The organism is Streptomyces sp. McG3 (genome assembly GCF_018619185.1).
In the GTDB taxonomy this organism is placed as follows: Bacteria; Actinomycetota; Actinomycetes; order Streptomycetales; family Streptomycetaceae; genus Streptomyces.
In genome coordinates this window covers 1-18973 of record NZ_JAAXYC010000069.1, presented here as the reverse complement: position 1 = coordinate 18973, position 18973 = coordinate 1, and the positions used below count along the sequence as shown (strand labels likewise).

16 protein-coding genes are annotated in these 18973 nt (G+C 71.9%); 6 read left to right on the top strand and 10 right to left on the bottom strand.

Annotated features, from left to right (window positions below; genetic code table 11):
• The first annotated feature begins 131 nt into the window (after positions 1 to 131).
• From pta to pyk, 3 genes are all read left to right on the top strand, one after another.
• Positions 132 to 2213 (top strand): phosphate acetyltransferase, encoded by a 2082-nt coding sequence (gene pta / locus HET64_RS14255; RefSeq protein WP_215105448.1) that lies wholly within the window; start codon positions 132 to 134, stop codon positions 2211 to 2213.
• A gap of 53 nt (positions 2214 to 2266) precedes the next feature.
• Positions 2267 to 3478: an acetate kinase gene (locus HET64_RS14250; RefSeq protein WP_215105446.1), complete on the top strand. Its 1212-nt coding sequence runs from the start codon at positions 2267 to 2269 to the stop codon at positions 3476 to 3478.
• A gap of 102 nt (positions 3479 to 3580) precedes the next feature.
• Entirely contained in the window at positions 3581 to 5011 is a 1431-nt protein-coding gene (gene pyk, locus HET64_RS14245) for a pyruvate kinase (protein WP_215105445.1), read from the top strand.
• A gap of 101 nt (positions 5012 to 5112) precedes the next feature.
• Here the strand turns inward: pyk and HET64_RS14240 are convergent, their stop codons facing one another.
• From HET64_RS14240 to HET64_RS14225, 4 genes are all read right to left on the bottom strand, one after another.
• Positions 5113 to 6405, bottom strand: coding sequence for a hypothetical protein (locus HET64_RS14240; protein WP_215105438.1), 1293 nt, complete (start codon positions 6403 to 6405; stop codon positions 5113 to 5115).
• Positions 6395 to 6943: a DUF6114 domain-containing protein gene (locus HET64_RS14235; protein ID WP_215105436.1), complete on the bottom strand. Its 549-nt coding sequence runs from the start codon at positions 6941 to 6943 to the stop codon at positions 6395 to 6397. The genes HET64_RS14240 and HET64_RS14235 overlap by 11 nt, the downstream gene beginning before the upstream one ends.
• A 96-nt stretch (positions 6944 to 7039) precedes the next feature.
• A complete protein-coding gene (locus HET64_RS14230) occupies positions 7040 to 7693 on the bottom strand; it encodes a DUF6230 family protein (protein WP_215105434.1) in 654 nt (217 codons plus the stop codon).
• Between the two features lie 751 nt (positions 7694 to 8444).
• Entirely contained in the window at positions 8445 to 9395 is a 951-nt protein-coding gene (locus HET64_RS14225) for a tetratricopeptide repeat protein (protein WP_251145298.1), read from the bottom strand.
• Between the two features lie 474 nt (positions 9396 to 9869).
• Between HET64_RS14225 and HET64_RS14220 the strand changes: the two genes are divergently transcribed.
• The gene (locus HET64_RS14220; RefSeq protein ID WP_215105422.1) at positions 9870 to 10496 is read left to right on the top strand and encodes a TetR/AcrR family transcriptional regulator; all 627 of its coding nucleotides are present in this window, start codon (positions 9870 to 9872) and stop codon (positions 10494 to 10496) included.
• A 10-nt stretch (positions 10497 to 10506) separates the two neighbouring features.
• Here HET64_RS14220 and HET64_RS14215 read toward each other — a convergent pair whose 3' ends face one another.
• Together HET64_RS14215 and HET64_RS14210 are read right to left on the bottom strand one after the other, a co-directional pair.
• The gene (locus HET64_RS14215) at positions 10507 to 11559 is read right to left on the bottom strand and encodes a GDP-mannose 4,6-dehydratase (RefSeq protein WP_251145297.1); all 1053 of its coding nucleotides are present in this window, start codon (positions 11557 to 11559) and stop codon (positions 10507 to 10509) included.
• A complete protein-coding gene (locus HET64_RS14210) occupies positions 11556 to 12728 on the bottom strand; it encodes a glycosyltransferase (protein ID WP_215105420.1) in 1173 nt (390 codons plus the stop codon). Before HET64_RS14210 ends, HET64_RS14215 begins: the two co-directional genes overlap by 4 nt.
• Positions 12729 to 12791: 63 nt before the next feature.
• Between HET64_RS14210 and HET64_RS14205 the strand changes: the two genes are divergently transcribed.
• Together HET64_RS14205 and HET64_RS14200 are read left to right on the top strand one after the other, a co-directional pair.
• Positions 12792 to 13496, top strand: a complete 705-nt coding sequence (locus HET64_RS14205) for a response regulator transcription factor (RefSeq protein ID WP_285801868.1) — start codon at positions 12792 to 12794, stop codon at positions 13494 to 13496.
• Positions 13493 to 14917 carry a cell wall metabolism sensor histidine kinase WalK gene (locus HET64_RS14200; RefSeq protein WP_215105418.1) on the top strand — a complete coding sequence of 475 codons (1425 nt, stop codon included), beginning with the start codon at positions 13493 to 13495 and terminating at the stop codon, positions 14915 to 14917. Before HET64_RS14205 ends, HET64_RS14200 begins: the two co-directional genes overlap by 4 nt.
• 55 nt (positions 14918 to 14972) lie before the next feature.
• Here HET64_RS14200 and HET64_RS14195 read toward each other — a convergent pair whose 3' ends face one another.
• The 4 genes from HET64_RS14195 to HET64_RS14180 form a co-directional block, all read right to left on the bottom strand.
• Positions 14973 to 16673, bottom strand: coding sequence for a methylmalonyl-CoA mutase (locus HET64_RS14195; protein ID WP_215105417.1), 1701 nt, complete (start codon positions 16671 to 16673; stop codon positions 14973 to 14975).
• A 96-nt stretch (positions 16674 to 16769) separates the two neighbouring features.
• Positions 16770 to 17096, bottom strand: coding sequence for a DUF3817 domain-containing protein (locus HET64_RS14190; RefSeq protein WP_026290710.1), 327 nt, complete (start codon positions 17094 to 17096; stop codon positions 16770 to 16772).
• Between the two features lie 67 nt (positions 17097 to 17163).
• Positions 17164 to 17673, bottom strand: coding sequence for a MarR family winged helix-turn-helix transcriptional regulator (locus tag HET64_RS14185; RefSeq protein WP_215105414.1), 510 nt, complete (start codon positions 17671 to 17673; stop codon positions 17164 to 17166).
• Between the two features lie 10 nt (positions 17674 to 17683).
• The coding region (locus HET64_RS14180; protein ID WP_215105412.1) for an MFS transporter at positions 17684 to 18973 on the bottom strand (1290 nt) is incomplete at its 5' end.

Genomic DNA, 18973 nt, shown 5'->3' with positions numbered 1-18973 from the left:
CCGCAGGTATCGTCAAGAGGCAATGCAGGCCAATGCCGCACCCGGCGGATCACCGGGCGGGCACGGGGGCATCACCGCACGTCCGGACGCCCACGGGTCGCGGCACCGAACACAAGGACGGGAGAGCACGCGTGGCGCGCAGCGTGTACGTGACCGGCATCGACCGGGGGGACGGCCGGCAGGTCGTCGAGCTGGGAGTCATGGAGCTTCTGACGCGTCAGGTGGACCGGGTCGGCGTCTTCCGTCCGCTGGTCCATGACGGACCCGACCGGCTCTACGAGCTGCTGCGGGCCCGCTACCGGCTCTCCCAGAGCCCGGCCTCCGTCTACGGCCTGGACTACCACGAGGCCTCCGCCGTGCAGGCGGAGAAGGGCACGGACGAGCTGGTCTCCCGGCTCGTCGACCGCTTCCACCAGGTCGCCCGCGAGTACGAGGTGGTCCTGGTCCTGGGCAGCGACTTCGCCGCCACCCAGCTCCCCGACGAGCTGGCGCTGAACGCCCGGCTGGCCAACGAGTTCGGGGCCTCGGTGATCGCGGTGGTCGGCGGCAAGGGGCAGAACGCGGAGTCCGTCCGCGCCGAGACCCGTAACGCGTACCGCGCCTACGCGGGCCTCGGCTGCGATGTGCTGGCCATGGTGGTGAACCGGGTCGCCGCCGAGGACCGCGCGACGATCGCGGAGCGGCTCGCGGCACGGCTGCCGGTGCCCGTCTCGGTCCTGCCGGACGACCCGGCGCTCTCGGCGCCCACCGTCGCCCAGATCACTGCGGCGCTGGACGGTACGGTGCTGCTCGGCGACGACTCGGGGCTCGCGCGCGACGCGCTGGACTTCGTGTTCGGCGGGGCCATGCTGCCGAACCTGCTGAACGCGCTGACGCCCGGCTGCCTGGTGGTCACCCCCGGGGACCGGGCGGACCTGGTGGTGGGTTCGCTGGCCGCGCACAGCGCGGGCACCCCGCCCATCGCGGGCGTGCTGCTGACCCTGAACGAGCGCCCCGGCGAGGAGATACTCACGCTGGCCGCCCGGCTCGCACCGGGGACCCCGGTCGTGTCGGTGGCCGGCGGCTCCTTCCCCACCGCCGGTGAACTCTTCGCCCTCGAAGGGAAGTTGAACGCGGCGACGCCCCGCAAGGCGGAGACCGCCCTCGGCCTGTTCGAGCGCCACGTCGACACCGCCGCCCTTCTCGACCGGATCTCGGTGGCCCGCAGCGGACGCGTCACGCCGATGATGTTCGAGCACGAGCTGCTGGAGCAGGCCCGCTCCGACCGCAAGCGCGTGGTGCTGCCGGAGGGCACCGAGGAACGGGTGCTGCGCGCCGCCGACGTACTGCTGCGCCGGGACGTCTGCGACCTCACGCTGCTCGGCGACGTGGACGTGATCCGCAAGAAGGCCGCCGACCTCGGCATCGACCTCGCGGACACCCAGCTGATCGACCCGCACACCTCGGAGCTGCGGGGCGCCTTCGCCGAGCGGTACGCCGAACTGCGCGCGCACCGGGGGGTGACGGTGGAGCTGGCCGTCGACGTGGTGGCGGACGTGAACTACTTCGGCACGCTGATGGTGCAGGAGGGGCTGGCCGACGGGATGGTGTCCGGGTCGGTGCACTCCACGGCGGCCACCATCCGCCCGGCCTTCGAGATCATCAAGACCAAGCCCGACGCCAGGATCGTGTCGTCCGTCTTCTTCATGTGCCTCGCCGACAAGGTCCTCGTGTACGGCGACTGCGCCGTCAACCCGGACCCGAACGCGGAGCAGCTCGCGGACATCGCGGTGCAGTCGGCGGTGACGGCGGCCCGGTTCGGCGTGGAGCCCCGGATCGCGATGCTGTCGTACTCCACCGGGACCTCCGGCTCCGGCGCCGACGTCGACAAGGTGCGCGAGGCCACCGAGCGGGTGCGGGCGGAGCGGCCCGAGCTGCGGGTGGAGGGGCCGATCCAGTACGACGCGGCGGTCGAGCCGTCCGTCGCGGCGACGAAGCTGCCCGGCTCCGACGTGGCGGGCCAGGCGACCGTGCTGATCTTCCCGGACCTGAACACCGGCAACAACACCTACAAGGCCGTGCAGCGGTCGGCGGGCGCGGTGGCGGTCGGCCCGGTGCTCCAGGGTCTGCGCAAGCCGGTCAACGACCTGTCGCGCGGCGCGCTCGTCCAGGACATCGTCAACACCGTGGCGATCACGGCGATCCAGGCGCAGGGCGAGGAGCGCCCCGCATGACGGCACCCATTCCCCCGGCCACTGACTCCGGAAACGAAAGCACGGCACCCCCTGTGGAACCGCACCGCGTCCTCGTCCTCAACTCCGGCTCCTCGTCGGTGAAGTACCAGCTCCTCGACATGCGCGACCGCTCCCGGCTCGCCTCGGGCCTGGTCGAGCGGATCGGCGAGGAGACCTCGCGCCTGGCGCACACGCCGCTGACCGGCGGCGGCGCGGAGCCCCGTGAGCGTACGGGCCGGATCGCGGACCACGCCGCGGCGCTCAAGGCGGCGGCCGAGGAGCTGGCGGCGGACGGCCTCGGGCTCGACTCCCCCGAACTCGCCGCGATCGGGCACCGGGTGGTGCACGGCGGGCTGAGGTTCAGCGCGCCGACCGTGATCACCGACGAGGTGCTGGAGGAGATCGAGCGCCTCGTCCCGGTCGCGCCGCTGCACAATCCGGCGAACATCACGGGCATCGTCACGGCGCGGGGGCTGCGGCCGGACCTGCCGCAGGTCGCGGTCTTCGACACGGCGTTCCACACGACGATGCCGGAGGCGGCCGCGCGGTACGCGATCGACGTGGAGACCGCCGACGCGCACCGCATCCGCCGCTACGGCTTCCACGGCACCTCGCACGCGTACGTCTCCCGGAAGACGGCCGAGCTGCTGGGCCGGGCGCCCGAGGACGTGAACGTCATCGTGCTGCACCTGGGCAACGGGGCGTCCGCGTCGGCGGTCGCGGGCGGGCGGTGCGTGGACACCTCCATGGGGCTGACGCCCCTGGAGGGGCTCGTGATGGGCACGCGCTCCGGGGACATCGATCCGGCGGTCACCTTCCACCTGAAGCGGGTGGCGGGCATGTCGGCCGACGACATCGACGTCCTGCTGAACAAGAGGAGCGGGCTGGTCGGCCTCTGCGGGGACAACGACATGCGGGTGATCCGCCGCCGGATCGACGAGGGCGACGAGCGGGCCGCGCTGGCCTTCGACATCTACATCCACCGGCTGAAGAAGTACATCGGCGCCTATACGGCGGTGCTCGGCCGGGTGGACGCGGTGGCGTTCACGGCGGGGGTCGGGGAGAACGCGGCTCCGGTGCGGGAAGCTGCCATCGCGGGCCTGGAGGGGCTGGGCATGGCGGTGGACGCCTCGCTCAACGCCGTACGGTCGGCACAACCGCGGCTGATCTCGCCCAAGGACGCCCGGGTGGCGGTCGCCGTGGTGCCGACGGACGAGGAGCTGGAGATCGCCGACCAGACGTTCGCGCTCGTCGAGGGGCCGTAGTCCACGGTTCGGACGGGTCGACAACTGAGCACCCCCGCGCCCCTTTGTATCTTCCACCAGACGGAATATTCCGCAGCGAAACAAACCGATAGGATCCGCCTCATGCGCCGTTCCAAAATCGTCTGCACCCTCGGTCCCGCCGTCGACTCCCATGAGCAGCTCGTCGCTCTGATCGAGGCCGGCATGAGCGTGGCCCGTTTCAACTTCAGTCACGGTACCCACGAGGAACACCAGGGCCGTTACGACCGTGTCCGCAAGGCGGCCGCCGAGACCGGCCGCGCGGTGGGCGTGCTCGCCGACCTCCAGGGCCCGAAGATCCGGCTGGCGAAGTTCGCCGAGGGCCCGGTCGAGCTGGTCCGCGGGGACGAGTTCACCATCACCTCCGAGGACGTCCCCGGCGACAAGTCGATCTGCGGCACGACCTACAAGGGTCTGCCCGGCGACGTCGTCAAGGGCGACCCGATCCTGATCAACGACGGCAACGTCGAGCTGAAGGTCGTGGCGGTCGAGGGCCCACGGGTGAAGACCATCGTCATCGAGGGCGGTGTCATCTCCGACCACAAGGGCATCAACCTGCCCGGCGCGGCGGTCAACGTCCCGGCCCTGTCCGGCAAGGACGTCGAGGACCTTCGCTTCGCCCTGCGGATGGGCTGCGACCTGGTCGCCCTCTCCTTCGTCCGGGACGCCGACGACGTCAAGGACGTCCACAAGGTGATGGACGAGGAGGGCCGCCGGGTCCCCGTCATCGCCAAGGTGGAGAAGCCGCAGGCGGTCGAGCACATGGAGGGCGTCGTCGCGGCGTTCGACGGTGTCATGGTGGCCCGCGGCGACCTGGCCGTCGAGTATCCGCTGGAGAAGGTCCCGATGGTGCAGAAGCGCCTGGTGGAGCTGTGCCGGCGGAACGCCAAGCCGGTGATCGTGGCGACCCAGATGATGGAGTCGATGATCACCAACTCGCGGCCGACCCGCGCCGAGGCGTCCGACGTCGCCAACGCGATCCTGGACGGCGCGGACGCGGTCATGCTCTCCGCCGAGTCCTCGGTGGGCGCCTACCCGATCGAGACGGTCAAGACGATGGCGAAGATCGTCGTCGCCGCGGAGGAGGAGCTGCTCTCCAAGGGCCTCCAGCCGCTGGTCCCCGGCAAGAAGCCCCGCACGCAGGGCGGTTCGGTGGCCCGCGCCGCCTGCGAGATCGCGGACTTCCTGGACGGCAAGGCACTGGTCGCCTTCACCCAGTCCGGCGACACCGCCCGCCGCCTCTCCCGTTACCGCACGGCCCAGCCGATCCTGGCCTTCACCACGGACGAGGCCACCCGCAACCAGCTCGCGCTGAGCTGGGGCGTCGAGTCGCACGTCGTCCCGCACGCGGACACCACCGACGCGATGGTCGACCTGGTCGACGCGGAGCTGCTGAAGCTGAACCGCTACAACGACGGCGACACGATGATCATCACCGCCGGCTCGCCCCCCGGCGTCCCCGGCACCACCAACATGGTCCGGGTGCACCACCTGGGCGGCGGCGAGCGGGACTGACCCGCACCCCGCACCGACAGGGCCGTGGGCCGTACTCCTGGTGAGGAGTACGGCCCACGGCCCTGTGCGGCTCCCGGACGGGATCGGGGGGCGGGCGGCTGTCAGCCGTTGCCGCCGTCGAGGTAGTTCTTCAGCCCCGGAACGGTGAGTGTGCCGCCGAACTGGCCGGCCTGGACCACCTTCACCTTGGTGAAGAAGGCGAAGGGCACGTTCAGCGGCGGCGGGGTCTCCGGGCTGAAGGTGATCGGGATGAGGCCGAAGAGGTTGCCCTTCAGCTCCTCCGTGTACATCGTCACCTCGCCGTTGCGGATCGTCGACGTGGATCCGGGCCGCGACTTCACATGGCCGGTCGTGCCCGCGGGACCGACGGTCAGCTGGTGCAGGTCCTTGATGTCGATGGAACTGGCGGTGAACTTGAGCACCTTCTTGATGCTGCCGTCCGCCTTCCTCACCTCGACGATGCCGTGGTAGTCCAGGCCGTTGAGGGTGAGCAGCGTCGACTCCAGGACCCACGGGTCGGACGGGAGCAGCGGGATGCCGGGCTCCAGTTCGGCCGCGGCGAGCGCGTCCGGGTCCGGCTCGGGGCACGGGAAGCGGGGCTTGGCGCCGTCCGGGATGTCCTCGTCCTTCTTGGGGTCGAGTCCCTTGACGTCCTCGTCGAGTTCCTCGACGTCCTTGCCCGCCTTCCCGGCCGCCTCGCGGATGGCGTCGGCCGTCTTGTCGGACGTCTCCTTCGCCTTGTCCGCAGCGCTCCCGGCCGGGTCCGTCGGCTCGTCGGACGGCTTCGGGGCCTCGGTCGTCGGGCTCGGGGACGGACTCGCCGGCTCCTCGGTCCCGGCCTCGTCGTCCGGCCCGTCGAAGAGGTCCTTGAGCGCGTCGCCGACCCCGAGCGGGTCCAGCGGGTTCTTCGACTTCGTGGGCGTCGGGGTCGCGGAGGGCGCCTCGGCGGGCGTCTCCCCGGCGGACCGCGCCGACTGGTCCGCGTCCGCGTCGGGCTTCGCTCCGTCGGCGGAACCGCTGGCCGAGGGCTTGGGAGTGGCGGTGCCGTCGTCGCCGGGCTTCGCGTCCTTGCCGGCCTCGTCCTTCGCCGTGGCCGACGGGGACGGGGTGGCCTTCGGCGACTCGGACTCGCTCGGCTCGTCGGACCGGGTGACGCACGGTCCGGGCGCGAACGGGATGTCGGCACGGTCGTCGGCCAGCGCCAGCTTGGGCGTCAGCCCCATGCCCACGAAGACCGCCGTCGGCATCGCCGCGAGCGCCAGCGCCTTCTTGCCGCTGGGCAGGTGGAGTTTGGTCAGCAGCGACTTCCTGGGGGCCGCGTGACGGGGGCCCTTGCGCTCGCGGAGGTCGTCGCCGGGGTGGGCGTTCAGCTGCTGTCCGTCGTCACCCCGCACGATGCCTCCCGCCGTCGGCGTCGGCCGCCAGGTCGTACCCGGAGCCCTGCTGCTGCGGCACGGCCGCGGCGGTGTGCAGCTCGTCCGGGGAGCGCTCCTCGTCGGAGTGCTCGGCGAGCGGGGTCGCCCGGGCGTCCGCCGGCTTGCCCGGGGCCCAGGAAATGGACAGGGCTCCGCCGACCAGGGCGAGGACGAATCCGACGACGAAGCCGCCGATGTTGGCGACGGGGATGGAGATCAACGCGAGCAGGATGGCGGCGACACCGGCGAAGACCCGCACGATGCTGTGATACCACATCGTCAGGCCGAGCGTGATCAGCAGGACCCCGATGATCAGGGACCCGGCGCCGGCCGTGGTGGACATGGCCAGCGTCATATTGCCGAGCGTCATGCTGGCGTACGGGAAGTAGGCGATGGGAATCCCGCCGGCCATGGTGAACAGTCCGGCCCAGAACGGCCGGTGACCCCGCCAGGCGCGGAAGCGTCGCCGAATGACGCGGATGTAGTGCTCGTTCTGCCCTGTGGACTCGGGGCTCATGGAAAACAGCTCCCTGGAACCGGTACTGCCGTGAGATGGGGAGGGTGGGTGGCCGGAGAGCCCTGGGAGGACGTTCCGGCCACCCTTGGCGGAGTGCTAGAAGCACTCCTTGACGCCCGTGTGCAGCTTCAGCTTCAGGTCGCTGAGCTTGAAGGTGCCGGCGGTGGTCGCCCACGCCGTCTGCTTCACCTTGGTCAGAACGGCCCGGTCGGCCCGCTGCGCGAAGCCGGCCTCGTTCGCCTTGGTGCCGGGCTGGATGCCTATCCCGTTCGGCCTGTCCTTCTTCTTCAGCGAACCGGCCGCGACACCGATGTCGATGTTCTCGAAGTCGGCGTCGGCGTCCAGCTGTGCGACGTCCAGGTAGAGGTTGGTGGCCTCCACCGGCCGGTTCGGGTCGGTACCGGCCCTCAGCTCAAGACTGACGCTCTTGCCGATGAAGGGAACCTTCGGCGTGACCACCGACTGGCACATGTTGGTGATCGTGGCGCTGCTGAAGCCCGACACGGCAACCGCGTGCGCCGCTTCGTTGCCCTTGAGGTCCTTGCCGGTCGCGACACTGCCGTACTGGACGAAGTCCTGACCGTCCAGCTTGTCGGTGCTGACCTTGAAGCTCTGCCCGGACACACTGAACGACGCGGCGAGCGCGCCCTGTGCGAGGCCGACGCCCACCGCCGCCGTGGCGACGACGCTCGGCACCATGACCAGAGCGAACCGCTTCCATCTCGTCCCACCGCGAACCTGGGAACTCATACTTGCTCCTTCTTCTCGGACGTACATCTCCGGTCCGGGCATCGTGCCCGTCCTGGGATGGGAGAAGTGCTACGTCCTCGGGAAGGAGAGCGCCCGTATCGGAGACGTGTCCCGCATCCGATCCACCGGCGTTCACCCCCGAGCGACAACCACTGGCCGCGCTTTCCGCACAGCCGGTCGGACAGGCCCCACCCGTGGGCGGGAACCCCCCTGTCCGCGGTCGGCGCCACTGCCGCCGACCACTCGGTGGGGACCCAACAGACCCTCGGACACCGGCTGGAGACCGGGCTGAAGGTATGGGACCGAGCGTGGCCGATCGTGGTGCATTCACGGCCGTGACACAAGGGGGATCGTTACTGGCTAGTAACGGCCCGATAACCACAGGGCGACAGGGCGGCATCACGCGGCGACACAGGGTGGCACGAAAGGGACATCAAAATGGCGGGAAACTTCCTGGAAACAGGACAGAGTCACCAACCCGCCTTACTGCGAGTAACAGCTTGCATCTTTGTCAAGATTTGGTAAAGCGAGGGCTTCTCGCGTTCTTCTTTGGCGTCAGGACGGCAAAACGGCCGCGCCGCCCGGCGGGCGGTGCGGCCGTCTTGTCACATCGGAACAATCGGGCGCGTCCGGAGCGGACGGCGGGCCCGGGGCCTCTCGTTGGGATCGTGCCGGGCTCGCGGGGCCCGGTGCCCGTCAGACCTGATCCGACCCGACCTGATCCGACCTGATCCGAACGAAAGGCCGTGTCTCAGAACAGGACGCGGGCCAGTGCGGTGCGCGCGGCGGTGACCCTGGGGTCCTCCGGACCGATCACCTCGAACAGCTCCAGCAGTCGCAGCCGGGCCGCGTCGCGGTCGTCGCCCGCGGTGCGGCGGACCGCTTCGACGAGCCGGCCGAAGGCGTCCTCGACGTGTCCGCCGACCAGGTCGAGATCGGCGGCGGCCAGCTGGGCGTTCACATCCCCCGGGCTGTCGGCGGCTTCCTTGCGGACCGCCTGCGGGTCCATGCTCTGGACGCGGCCGAGCAACTCCGCCTGGGCCAGGCCCAGCTTGGCCTCCGGGTTGCCCGGGTCGTCCACGAGGACGTTCTGGTACGCCTGGACCGCGCCGCCGAAGTCATTGGCGTCGAGAGCGGACGCGGCGGCCTCCAGCACGGCGTCGTACGGGCCGGCCGGCACCTCGGCCGGGACCTCGTCCGTCGGGGCGGCGTCCGGGTCGACGACGATCCCGGTCAGCCCGAAGCGCTCCTCGCCGACCTGGATCAGCTGGTCCAGCGTCTCGCGGATCTGAGCCTCGGGGGCCGCGCCCTGGAAGAGCGGGAGGGCCTGCCCGGCGACGACGGCGAAGACGGCCGGGATGCCCTGGATGCCGAACTGCTGCATCAGCATCTGGTTCGCGTCGACATCGACCTTGGCCAGCAGGAAGCGGCCGTTGTACTCGATGGCCAGGCGCTCCAGCAGGGGGCCGAGCTGCTTGCACGGCTCACACCACTCGGCCCAGAAGTCGATGACAACGGGGACCTCGGCGGAGCGCTGGAGGACATCGCGCTCAAAACCGGCTTCATCGACGTCGATCACCAGGGCGGTGGGCGCGACGGCTCCGGCGCCCCCGGTACGGGAGGCCTCCGCGCGGGCCTGCTCCGCCTTGGCCTTGGCCTCACCGGCCGCCTTGACGGCGGCGAGGTCGACAACACCGCTCATGGACATGTTCCTAGGCTGCATGCGTACATCCTCCCCCCTGAGCGCACCGTTCCGGAAAGCGAGTGCGAGAACCGGACCGGCCCGGGCGCCCCCACCGGTGTGCGGGAGCGGACGGGCCGAGGCGGTCCCGGCTCCCCGAAGCGCCCGGAGGGCCCGGAGGAACCGGTCGGGCCCCTGAAAGACCCTGGCTGGAACTGACCGGACCCCGAAAGGCCCGGGTGGACCTTCCGGATCCCCATCCGGCCGGTCCGTGCGGCTCCGGGTCCCCACCCGGCGCCTGGGATCTCCGTGGAGACCCCGGTGGCTGTCGCTCGTTCGTTCCGTGGCGCAGGGGGACGATCAGGCCGCCTTCCTTACGCTACGACCCGTAGCGTAACTGCCGATCACCCTGCCCGGACAGGTGATCCCGGTGATCTGTCTCACGGGCACCGGAGCACAACCGTTCGCCCTACCGGCCGGTATGGTCGCCGCATCATGAACGACAGCGACCCCCGAGCCACCCGAACAGGACGTCCGCGGAGCACCGCGGCCGATACCGCGATCCTCGAAGCGACGCGGGCGTCCCTGGTCGATCTCGGCTGGTCGAAGCTGACGATGGGCGATGTGGCGGCCCGGGCCGGGGTCGCCAAGACGACCCTCTACCGGCGCTGGGCGGGCAAGAACGAACTGGTCGTGGACGCGGTCGCCGTCCTCTTCGACGAGCTGGAGCTGCCCGACCGGGGCAGCCTGGCCGCCGACGTGCAGGGCGTCGTGCTCCAGTTCGCCGCCCTGCTGGAGCGGCCGGAGGCCCGGACCGCGCTGATGGCGGTGGTCGCCGAGTCCACCCGGGACGACTCGCTGCGCCACCGGATCCGCTCGGCCATCGTGGACCGGCAGAAGCGGCTGGTGCTGCTGGGCCGGGAACGCGCCCAGGCCCGCGGTGAGCTGCGGTACGAGGACGACGCCTCGACCGCCGCACGCAACGCGGACCTGATCTTCGACGTGATCGCCGGAGCCGTGGTGCACCGCACCCTGGTGAGCGCGGAACCGGTGGACTCCGCGTGGGCGAGCGGCTTCACCTCGCTGCTCCTGCTGGGGCTGGCGGGCGCGCAGGCGGGCTGAGAAGGCCCGCTCAGACCTGGTAGCGGCCCGGCGCGAACAGGTGCGGGTGCTCCGCCACCCAGGCAGAGGTCCGCTCAAGCCCTTCCTCCAGGCCCACTTCGGGCTCCCAGCCCGCCCACGTACGGGCGCGGGTGTTGTCCGAGAGCAGCCGGTGCACCTCACTGCCGGAGGGCCGCAACCGTGCCGGGTCGACGACGATCTCGGCGTCCCGGCCCGAGGCGGCGACGAGGGCCTTCGCGAGGTCTCCGATCGAAATCTCCCGGCCGGTACCGAGGTTGACGCTCTCCCCCAGGGCGCGGTCGCAGCCCGCCAGGGCCAGGAAGCCGGCCGCGGTGTCGGTGACATAGGTGAAGTCGCGGGTCGGGGTCAGGGAGCCGAGGCGGATCTCCCGTGCTCCGGCGTGCAGTTGGGCCAGGATCGTGGGGATCACGGCGCGGGCCGACTGGCGGGGCCCGTAGGTGTTGAACGGCCGCACCACCGTCACCGGCAGTTCGAAGGCGTGCCAGTGGGACAGCGCCATCATGTCGGCGCCGATCTTCGAGGCGGAGTACGGGGACTGCGGCTGGAGCGGGTGGTCCTCGCCGATCGGGGCGGTCAGGGCGCTCCCGTACACCTCGCTGGTGGAGGTGTGGAGCAGGCGGCGCACGGAGTGGCGGCGGCAGGCCTCGGCGATGTTCTCGGTGCCGACGACGTTCGTCCGGACGTACGCGCCCGGGGAGTCGTAGCTGTAGGGGATGCCGATGAGCGCGGCGAGATGGAAGACCGTGTCGCAGCCCGCGACCGCGTCCATCACCCGGCCCGCGTCGCCGATGTCCCCGGCGATCATCTCGACGGGACCGTGCGGGTCGTCGAGGTAGCGGGCGAGGTGGCCCTTGTCGGCGTACGGCTTGTAGTGGACGAACGCCCGTACGCGTGCGCCACGTCCCACGAGCAGGTCCACGAGGGTGGAGCCGATGAAGCCCTCGGCCCCGGTGACGAGGACGGTGCGGCCGGTCCAGTCGACGGCGCTCCCGGTGATGTGGTCGGCGGTGTTGCCGATGGGGCTGTCTGTGGTGCTGGTCATGGGGTGAACTCCCTTGCTTCGGACGGGTGTACGGAGGTGGCGGCGAGGCGGATGACCGTCCCGGCCAGCAGGTCGGCAGCGCGGGCGTGGTGGCCCGGGTCGGCGGCGCGTCCCATCACGGCGAGCCGGGCCGGGTCGGCGAGCAGCGGGTCGATCAGTTCGGCCAGCCGGTCCGCGGTGGTCTCGGCGTCGGGGACCAGGTGGGCGGCCCCGACGTCGGAGAGGACCCGCGCGTTGTGGGTCTGGTGGTCGCCGGGGGCGTGCGGGTACGGCACGAGGACGGCGGGCACCCCGGTCGTCGCGAGCTCCGCGATCGTGGCCGAGCCCGCCCGGCACACCACCAGGTCGGCCACCGCGTAGGCGAGGTCCATCCGGTCGAGGTAGGGGACGGCCCGGGCGACGGAGCCCGGAGCTGCGTCGGCCCCCACCGCGGCCAGCTTCCGCCGGGTCTCCGCGAGCGCGGCCGGGCCCGTCTTGATCAGGAGGTGGACGTCCCCGCGGCCGCGCCAGCGGGCGGCGAGTCCCACCGCGGCGGCGGTGAGACGGGCCGCGCCGAGGCTCCCGCCGTTGAAGAGGACCACCCGCGCCCCCTCGGGTATCCCGAACGCCCGCCGGGCCTCCTCGCGCAGGGCGGTCCGGTCCAGGGCGGCCAGGGCCGCGGCGATCGGCATGCCGACGGTCCGGGCCCGCTCGCCGCCCGAGAGATGGGCGCGGCTGCCGTCGAAGGCGACGGTGAGGTTGTCGGTGAGCCGGGCGGCGAACTGGTTGGCCCGGCCGGGGACCGCGTTGGACTCGTGGATCACGCTGGGCAGTCCGGCCATCCGCGCGCCGACGATCGCCGGGGCGCTCGGGTAGCCGCCCATGCCGACGACGACCTGCGCCCGCTGCCTGCGCAGGACCGAGCGGGCCTGGGCGCCGGAGCGGAGCAGAGCGGCCGGGAGCAGGAAGCGCTTGGCGCCGAGCGCGGGGTCGAAGGGGATCATGTCGACGGTGTGCAGCCGGTAGCCGGCCGCCGGGATCAAGGTCGTCTCCAGACCGCGTTCGGTGCCGATGAAGGAGATGACCGCGTCCGGGTCGGCGCGGCGCAGGGCCTCGGCGAGGGCGAGACCGGGGTAGATGTGGCCGCCGGTGCCGCCCGCACCGATCACGACGGAGAGTGGTGTGCGCATGGCCGCCACTCTCGGCGGGCGGCCTAAGAAGGTTCTAAGAGTCCGGTTTGGCAGGCTTCGGGTATGAGCGGCAGGAGCGGCATGCGGGGTAGGGGCAGGATTCTGGTGGCCGAGGACGAGCCGGACGTGCGGGCCGCCGTCGAGGACGGGCTGAGCGTCGAGGGATACGAGGTCCGGGGCGTCGGCGACGGGCTGGCCGCGTTGTCGTCGGTGGCCGCCTGGGAGCCGGACGCGCTGGTCCTGGACGTGATGATGCCGGTGCTCGACGGGCTCGCGGTGTGCCGGAGGCTGCGGGCGATGGAGGACCGGACGCCGGTGCTGGTGCTGACCGCGCTGTCGTCGGTGAGCGAGCGGGTGGACGGCCTGGAGGCGGGTGCCGACGACTATCTGGTGAAGCCGTTCGCACTGGACGAACTGGTGGCGCGTGTACGGGCGTTGCTGCGGCGGTCCGCACCGGCCGCCCCGGACGAAGCGCTGGCCTTCGCGGATCTGACGCTGGATCCGGTGACCCGGACCGGGCGGCGCGGCGGCCGCCCGGTGGAGTTCTCCCGTACCGAGGCGGCGCTGCTGGAGCTGCTGCTGCTCCACCCGGGACAGGTGCTCCCGCGCGAGGTGATCCTGGAGCGGGTCTGGGGCCAGGACTTCGGGCCGGACTCCAACTCGCTCGCGGTGTACGTGGGTTATCTGCGGCGGAAGCTGGAGGCGGGCGGCGAGCCGAGGCTCGTCCACACCGTGCACGGGCTCGGCTACCGGCTGGACGTGGTGTGAGCGGGGTGCGCCGGCTGGGCGCCCGTTGGCGGCGCCGACGGCCGTTGCGGACCCGGCTGGCCTTGGCGGCATCGGCCGCGGTGGCGCTGGTCGCGGTCGGGGTGTGCGCGGCGGCGTTCTTCGTCATCCGCTACGAGCTGCTGCACCAGCTGGACCTGTCCCTCACGCAGTCGGCGACCCGGGTGATCCAGGAGAACCGGGGCGAGGGCCCGCAGATCGTGGCCGGCGAGTGCCGCTACCTCTCCGCGCCCGCCTGCGCCCAGATCGTGCCCGCCACCCCGGAGGCGGACCCGGAGGCCGCGTATCCGCTGCCCGTCTCCGCCCCCGTACGGGAGGTGGCGGCGGGGACGCGGGCCCCGTACTACAGCAACGCCACCCGCTTCGGGCGGCCGCTGCGGATGCTGACCACCCGGTTCGGGGACGGGCGGGCGCTCCAGGTGGCGCTGCGGGCGGACCCGGTGGAGAAGGGCGTGCGGCAGGCGGCCGTGCTGCTCGCGGCGGTCGGCGGGGCGGGGGTGCTGCTGGCGGGGCTGCTCGGGTACGCCGTCTCGCGCACGGGCCTGGCCCCGGTGGCCCGGCTGACCTCGACCGCCGAGCGGATCGCGGCGACCCGGGACCCGCGCCACCGCATCGAGCTGCCGCCGGGGCCGCCGGGGCGGCGGGACGAGGTGACCCGGCTGGCCGCCAGCTTCAACACGATGCTCGGGGAGCTGGAGCAGTCGGTGAGCTCCCAGCGCCGGCTGGTCGCGGACGCCTCGCACGAGCTGCGGACCCCGCTGACCGCGCTGCGCGCCAACGCGGAGCTGCTGGCCCGGGCGGACCGGCTGACGCCCCCGCAGCGCGACCGGGCCTCGGGGGCACTGGGGCGGGGAATCCGTGAGGTGACCGGGCTGGTGAACGACCTGATCGAGCTGGCCCGGGACGAGGAGCCACTGCCCCTGCTGGAGGAGGTGCGGATCGCGGGGGTGGCCGAGCACAGCGTGGCCATGGCCCGGGCCCACTGGCCTCGTACCCGTTTTCTGCTGGAGGTCGGGACGGGCGCGGCGGGGGCGACCCGGCCCGGGGTGCCGGCGCGGCTGGCCCGGCTGCTGACGAACCTGCTGGACAACGCGGCCAAGTTCAGCCCGCCGGGCACTCCGGTGGAGATGGCGCTGAGCTCGTACGGGGACGGGGACGGCAGCAGAGGCGGTGGCGGGCTCGCGCTGACGGTCCGGGACCACGGGCCGGGGATCCCGGCCGATGATCTCCCGTATGTCTTCGACCGCTTCTACCGGGCCGAGGCGGCCCGTGCCCTGCCCGGTTCGGGGCTCGGCCTGGCGATGGCCCGGCAGATCGCCCGCGCCCACGGTGCGGAGCTGACGGCGGGGGCGGCGCCCGGCGGCGGCGCGCTGTTCACGCTGACGTTCGGGGAGGGCCCGTGACAGGCAGGGGAAGGAGGGGAGGGCCGGCAGGAGCGGCGGGCCCTCCCCGGGGGTCTCAGAAGCCCGGCGGCTCCGTGTAGGTGCCCCACTCCTCGCGCAGCACCCCGCAGATCTCGCCGAGCGTGGCCTCGGCCCGTACCGCGTCCAGCATCGGCGCGATCATGTTCGAGCCGTCGCGGGCGGAGGCGAGCATCGCGTCGAGGGCGGCGGTCACCTTGGCGTCGTCGCGGGCGGCCTTGCGGTCCGCGAGCTGGCTGACCTGGTCGCGCTCGACCTCGTGGCTGACCCGGAGGATCTCCAGGTCGCCGGTGACCGAGCCGTGGTGGACGTTGACGCCGACGACGCGCTTGTCGCCCTTCTCCAGGGCCCGCTGGTACTGGAACGCGGACTCGGCGATCTCGCCGGTGAACCAGCCGTCCTCGATGCCGCGCAGGATGCCGGAGGTCATCGGCCCGATGGGGTGCTGCCCGTCGGGGTGGGCCCGGGTGCCGCGCTCCTTGATCTGGTCGAAGATCTTCTCGGCCTCGGCCTCGATCCGGTCGGTGAGCTGCTCGACGTACCAGGAGCCGCCCAGCGGGTCGGCCACGTTGGCGACGCCGGTCTCCTCCATCAGCACCTGCTGGGTGCGCAGGGCGATCTCGGCGGCCTGCTCGGAGGGGAGCGCGAGGGTCTCGTCGAGGGCGTTGGTGTGGAGCGAGTTGGTGCCGCCGAGCACGGCGGAGAGCGCCTCGACGGCGGTGCGGACCACGTTGTTGTAGGGCTGCTGCGCGGTGAGCGAGACGCCGGCGGTCTGGGTGTGGAAGCGGAGCCACTGCGCCTTGTCGGTCGTCGCGCCGTACGTCTCCTTCATCCAGCGGGCCCAGATGCGGCGGGCGGCGCGGAACTTGGCGATCTCCTCGAAGAAGTCCAGGTGCGCGTCGAAGAAGAAGGAGAGCCCGGGGGCGAAGGTGTCGACGTCCAGGCCGCGCGAGAGGCCCAGCTCCACGTAGCCGAAGCCGTCCGCGAGGGTGTAGGCCAGCTCCTGCGCGGCCGTCGCCCCGGCCTCGCGGATGTGGTAGCCGGAGACGGACAGCGGCTTGTAGGCGGGGATGTCGCGGGCGCAGTGCTCCATCAGGTCGCCGATGAGGCGCAGGTGGGGCTCGGGCTGGAAGAGCCACTCCTTCTGCGCGATGTACTCCTTGAAGATGTCGGTCTGGAGCGTGCCGTTGAGCACGCCCGGGTCGACGCCCTGGCGCTCGGCGGCGACCAGGTACATGCAGAAGACGGGCACGGCCGGGCCGCTGATCGTCATCGAGGTGGTGACGTCGCCGAGGGGGATGTCCCCGAAGAGGACCTCCATGTCGGCGGCGGAGTCGATGGCGACCCCGCAGTGGCCGACCTCGCCGAGCGCGCGCGGGTCGTCGGAGTCCCGGCCCATGAGCGTCGGCATGTCGAAGGCGACGCTGAGGCCGCCGCCGCCCGCCGCGAGGATCATCTTGTAGCGCTCGTTGGTCTGCTGGGCGTTGCCGAAGCCGGCGAACTGGCGGATCGTCCACGTACGGCCCCGGTAGCCGGTGGGGTGCAGCCCACGGGTGAAGGGGTACTCCCCCGGCCAGCCGATCCGCTCGAATCCCTCGTACGTGTCACCGGGACGTGGCCCGTACGCGGGCTCGACCGGGTCGCCGGAGAGCGTGGTGAAGTCCGCGTCACGCTTGCGGGCCTTGTCGTAACGGGCCTGCCAGCGGAGGCGGCCTTCCTCGATCGCGTCAGCGTCCATACCTCGAATTTACTAGGACGTCCTAGTAAATGTCGATGGCAAACCGCCCGGCGCTTTTCGCGCGGGGCGGTTCGGGTGACCCGGGAGCGCCGGCGCTCAGGCCTTGGCGGTCACCGGTGCGGGGTCGGTGACCAGGGCGCGGGCCTCGCGGCTGACCTTCGGTTCGACGAAGAACGAGGCGAAGGGGATGCAGCCCGCGGCCAGCACCCACAGGAGCTTGCCGAAGGGCCACTTCGCCTTGGAGCCGAGATCGAACGCGAAGACGACGTAGACGATGAACAGCACGCCGTGGATCTGCGAGATCAGCATGGTGTCGCCGGTCTCGAAGCCGTACTTCGCGATGATCGCCACGGTGAAGACGAGCAGCCAGATGGCGGTGACGTAGGCCATCACCCGGTAGCGGGTGAGCACGTTCTGTTTCATGGCTACGAGCGTAACGGGACGACCGGGGCGATCTTCGCGCGACCCCGGTCCCACCGGAAGCCCGCGTTCACTTCTCCTCGAAGTCCTGGGCCGCCACCCGCAGCGGACGCAGCATGGCGAAGATCTCGGCGCACTCCTCGGCGTCGTACACCCCGAGCCCGAAGTCGATCGCGACCAGGTCCCGGGTGGCCGCCTCGACGACGTCGCGGCCCTTGTCGGTGATGGACGCCAGCGTTCCGCGGCCGTCGTTGGGGTTCGGCCGCTTACCGACGAGACCGGACCTGACCAGCCGGTCCACGGTGTTGGTGACCGAGGTGGGATGCACCATCAGCCGCTCCCCGATCTTGGACATCGGCAGCTCACCGGCCTTGGAGAAGGCGAGCAGCACCAGCGCCTCGTACCGGGCGAAGGTCAGCCCGTACGGCTTGACGACGGCGTCGACCTCGGCGAGCAGGATCTGCTGGGCCCGCATGATCGAGGTGATCGCCCCCATCGAGGGCACGGGTCCCCAGCGCTGCTGCCAGAGCTCGTCGGCGCGGGCGATGGGATCGAAGGGAAGACTGAGCGGCTTCGGCACGGCTTCGACCTTACCGACTGGTCACATGCCGGTCAGCCCCGTCTCGTCCTTCGGTATCGGACATCCGTCCGGGGGCTGTCCCGCGGACCTCGGCGACCAGGAGGAGCGTGCAAACGGTACCGATGATTCCGGATCCGGCGACCACCTGGTGCACGGGGAAGAACTCGGCCGCGAGCCCCGCCAGCGCCATCCCGAGTCCCTGGACGGTCATCAGCCCGGCGGTGAGCAGGGTCATGGCCCGGCCGCGCAGCTCCTGGGGCACGGCGTCGACGAACCACTGGTCGAGCCCGATCACATAGGCGGCGCCCGCACCGGCCAGGGCGAGGGCCGCCAGGGCGAGCGGCAGCCCGGGGCGGACCACGTACACGAGGAGCGGGAGCAGGCCGGCGGCGGCGACCGGCAGGACGATCCGGGAGCGGTTACGGGGGCTGAGCGCGGAGCCCACGAACAGCTCGGCCCCGATGTGCCCGACGGCCATCGCGCAGAGCAGCAGCCCGAGCGCGGCGGGCGGGGCCCCGATCGCGTCGGCGTACGGGGCGGCGAGCGCCTCCGGGGCCACCACGAACATCGCGGGCAGCCAGAACAGCAGCATCAGCGCCCGGATACGGCGGTCGCCCAGCACCAGACGGGCCCCGGAGAGCGACTCCTTGAGGAGGGTTCCGCCGCCGCCGCCGTCACCGGCGCCGGCGCGGGCGGGGCGGTCGCGGGTCCCGAAGCGGAGCAGCGCGGCCGAGCAGAGGAAGGTCACCACGGTGACGGTGATCGCGCCGCGCGGCGACAGCACGGTGAGCAGCACCCCACCGGCGCCGAACCCGATGAGCATCGCGCTCTGCGAGACGATCCGCAGCAGCGAACGGCCCAGTACGTAGAGGTCGCCCTCGCCGAGGATGTCGGTGAGCGCCGCCATCCGGGTCCCGGTGAAGACGGGCGCGACGGCGGCGACCAGGCAGCGCAGGGCGAGGAGTCCGGCGACCGGGGTGGCGGGCACCAGCATCACGGCGACGCAGGCCGCGCAGAGCAGGTCGCAGACGACCAGGACGCGGCGGGCCGGGTAGCGGTCGGCGACCCCCGCGAACAGCGTCCCGCCGATCATGTACGGCAGCAGCCCCAGCGCGAACGTCAGGGCGCTGAGCAGCGGGGAGCCGGTGAGGTCGTAGACGAGCACGGTGAGCGCCAGCTCACTGACCACGACGCCGAGCAGCGAGAGCAGGTGGGCGGCGAAGACGGCCCGGAACTCGGTGACGGCGAAGACGGCCCGGTAGCCGCGCGGGGCGGCGGGCGCCGGGGCATCGGGGACGGG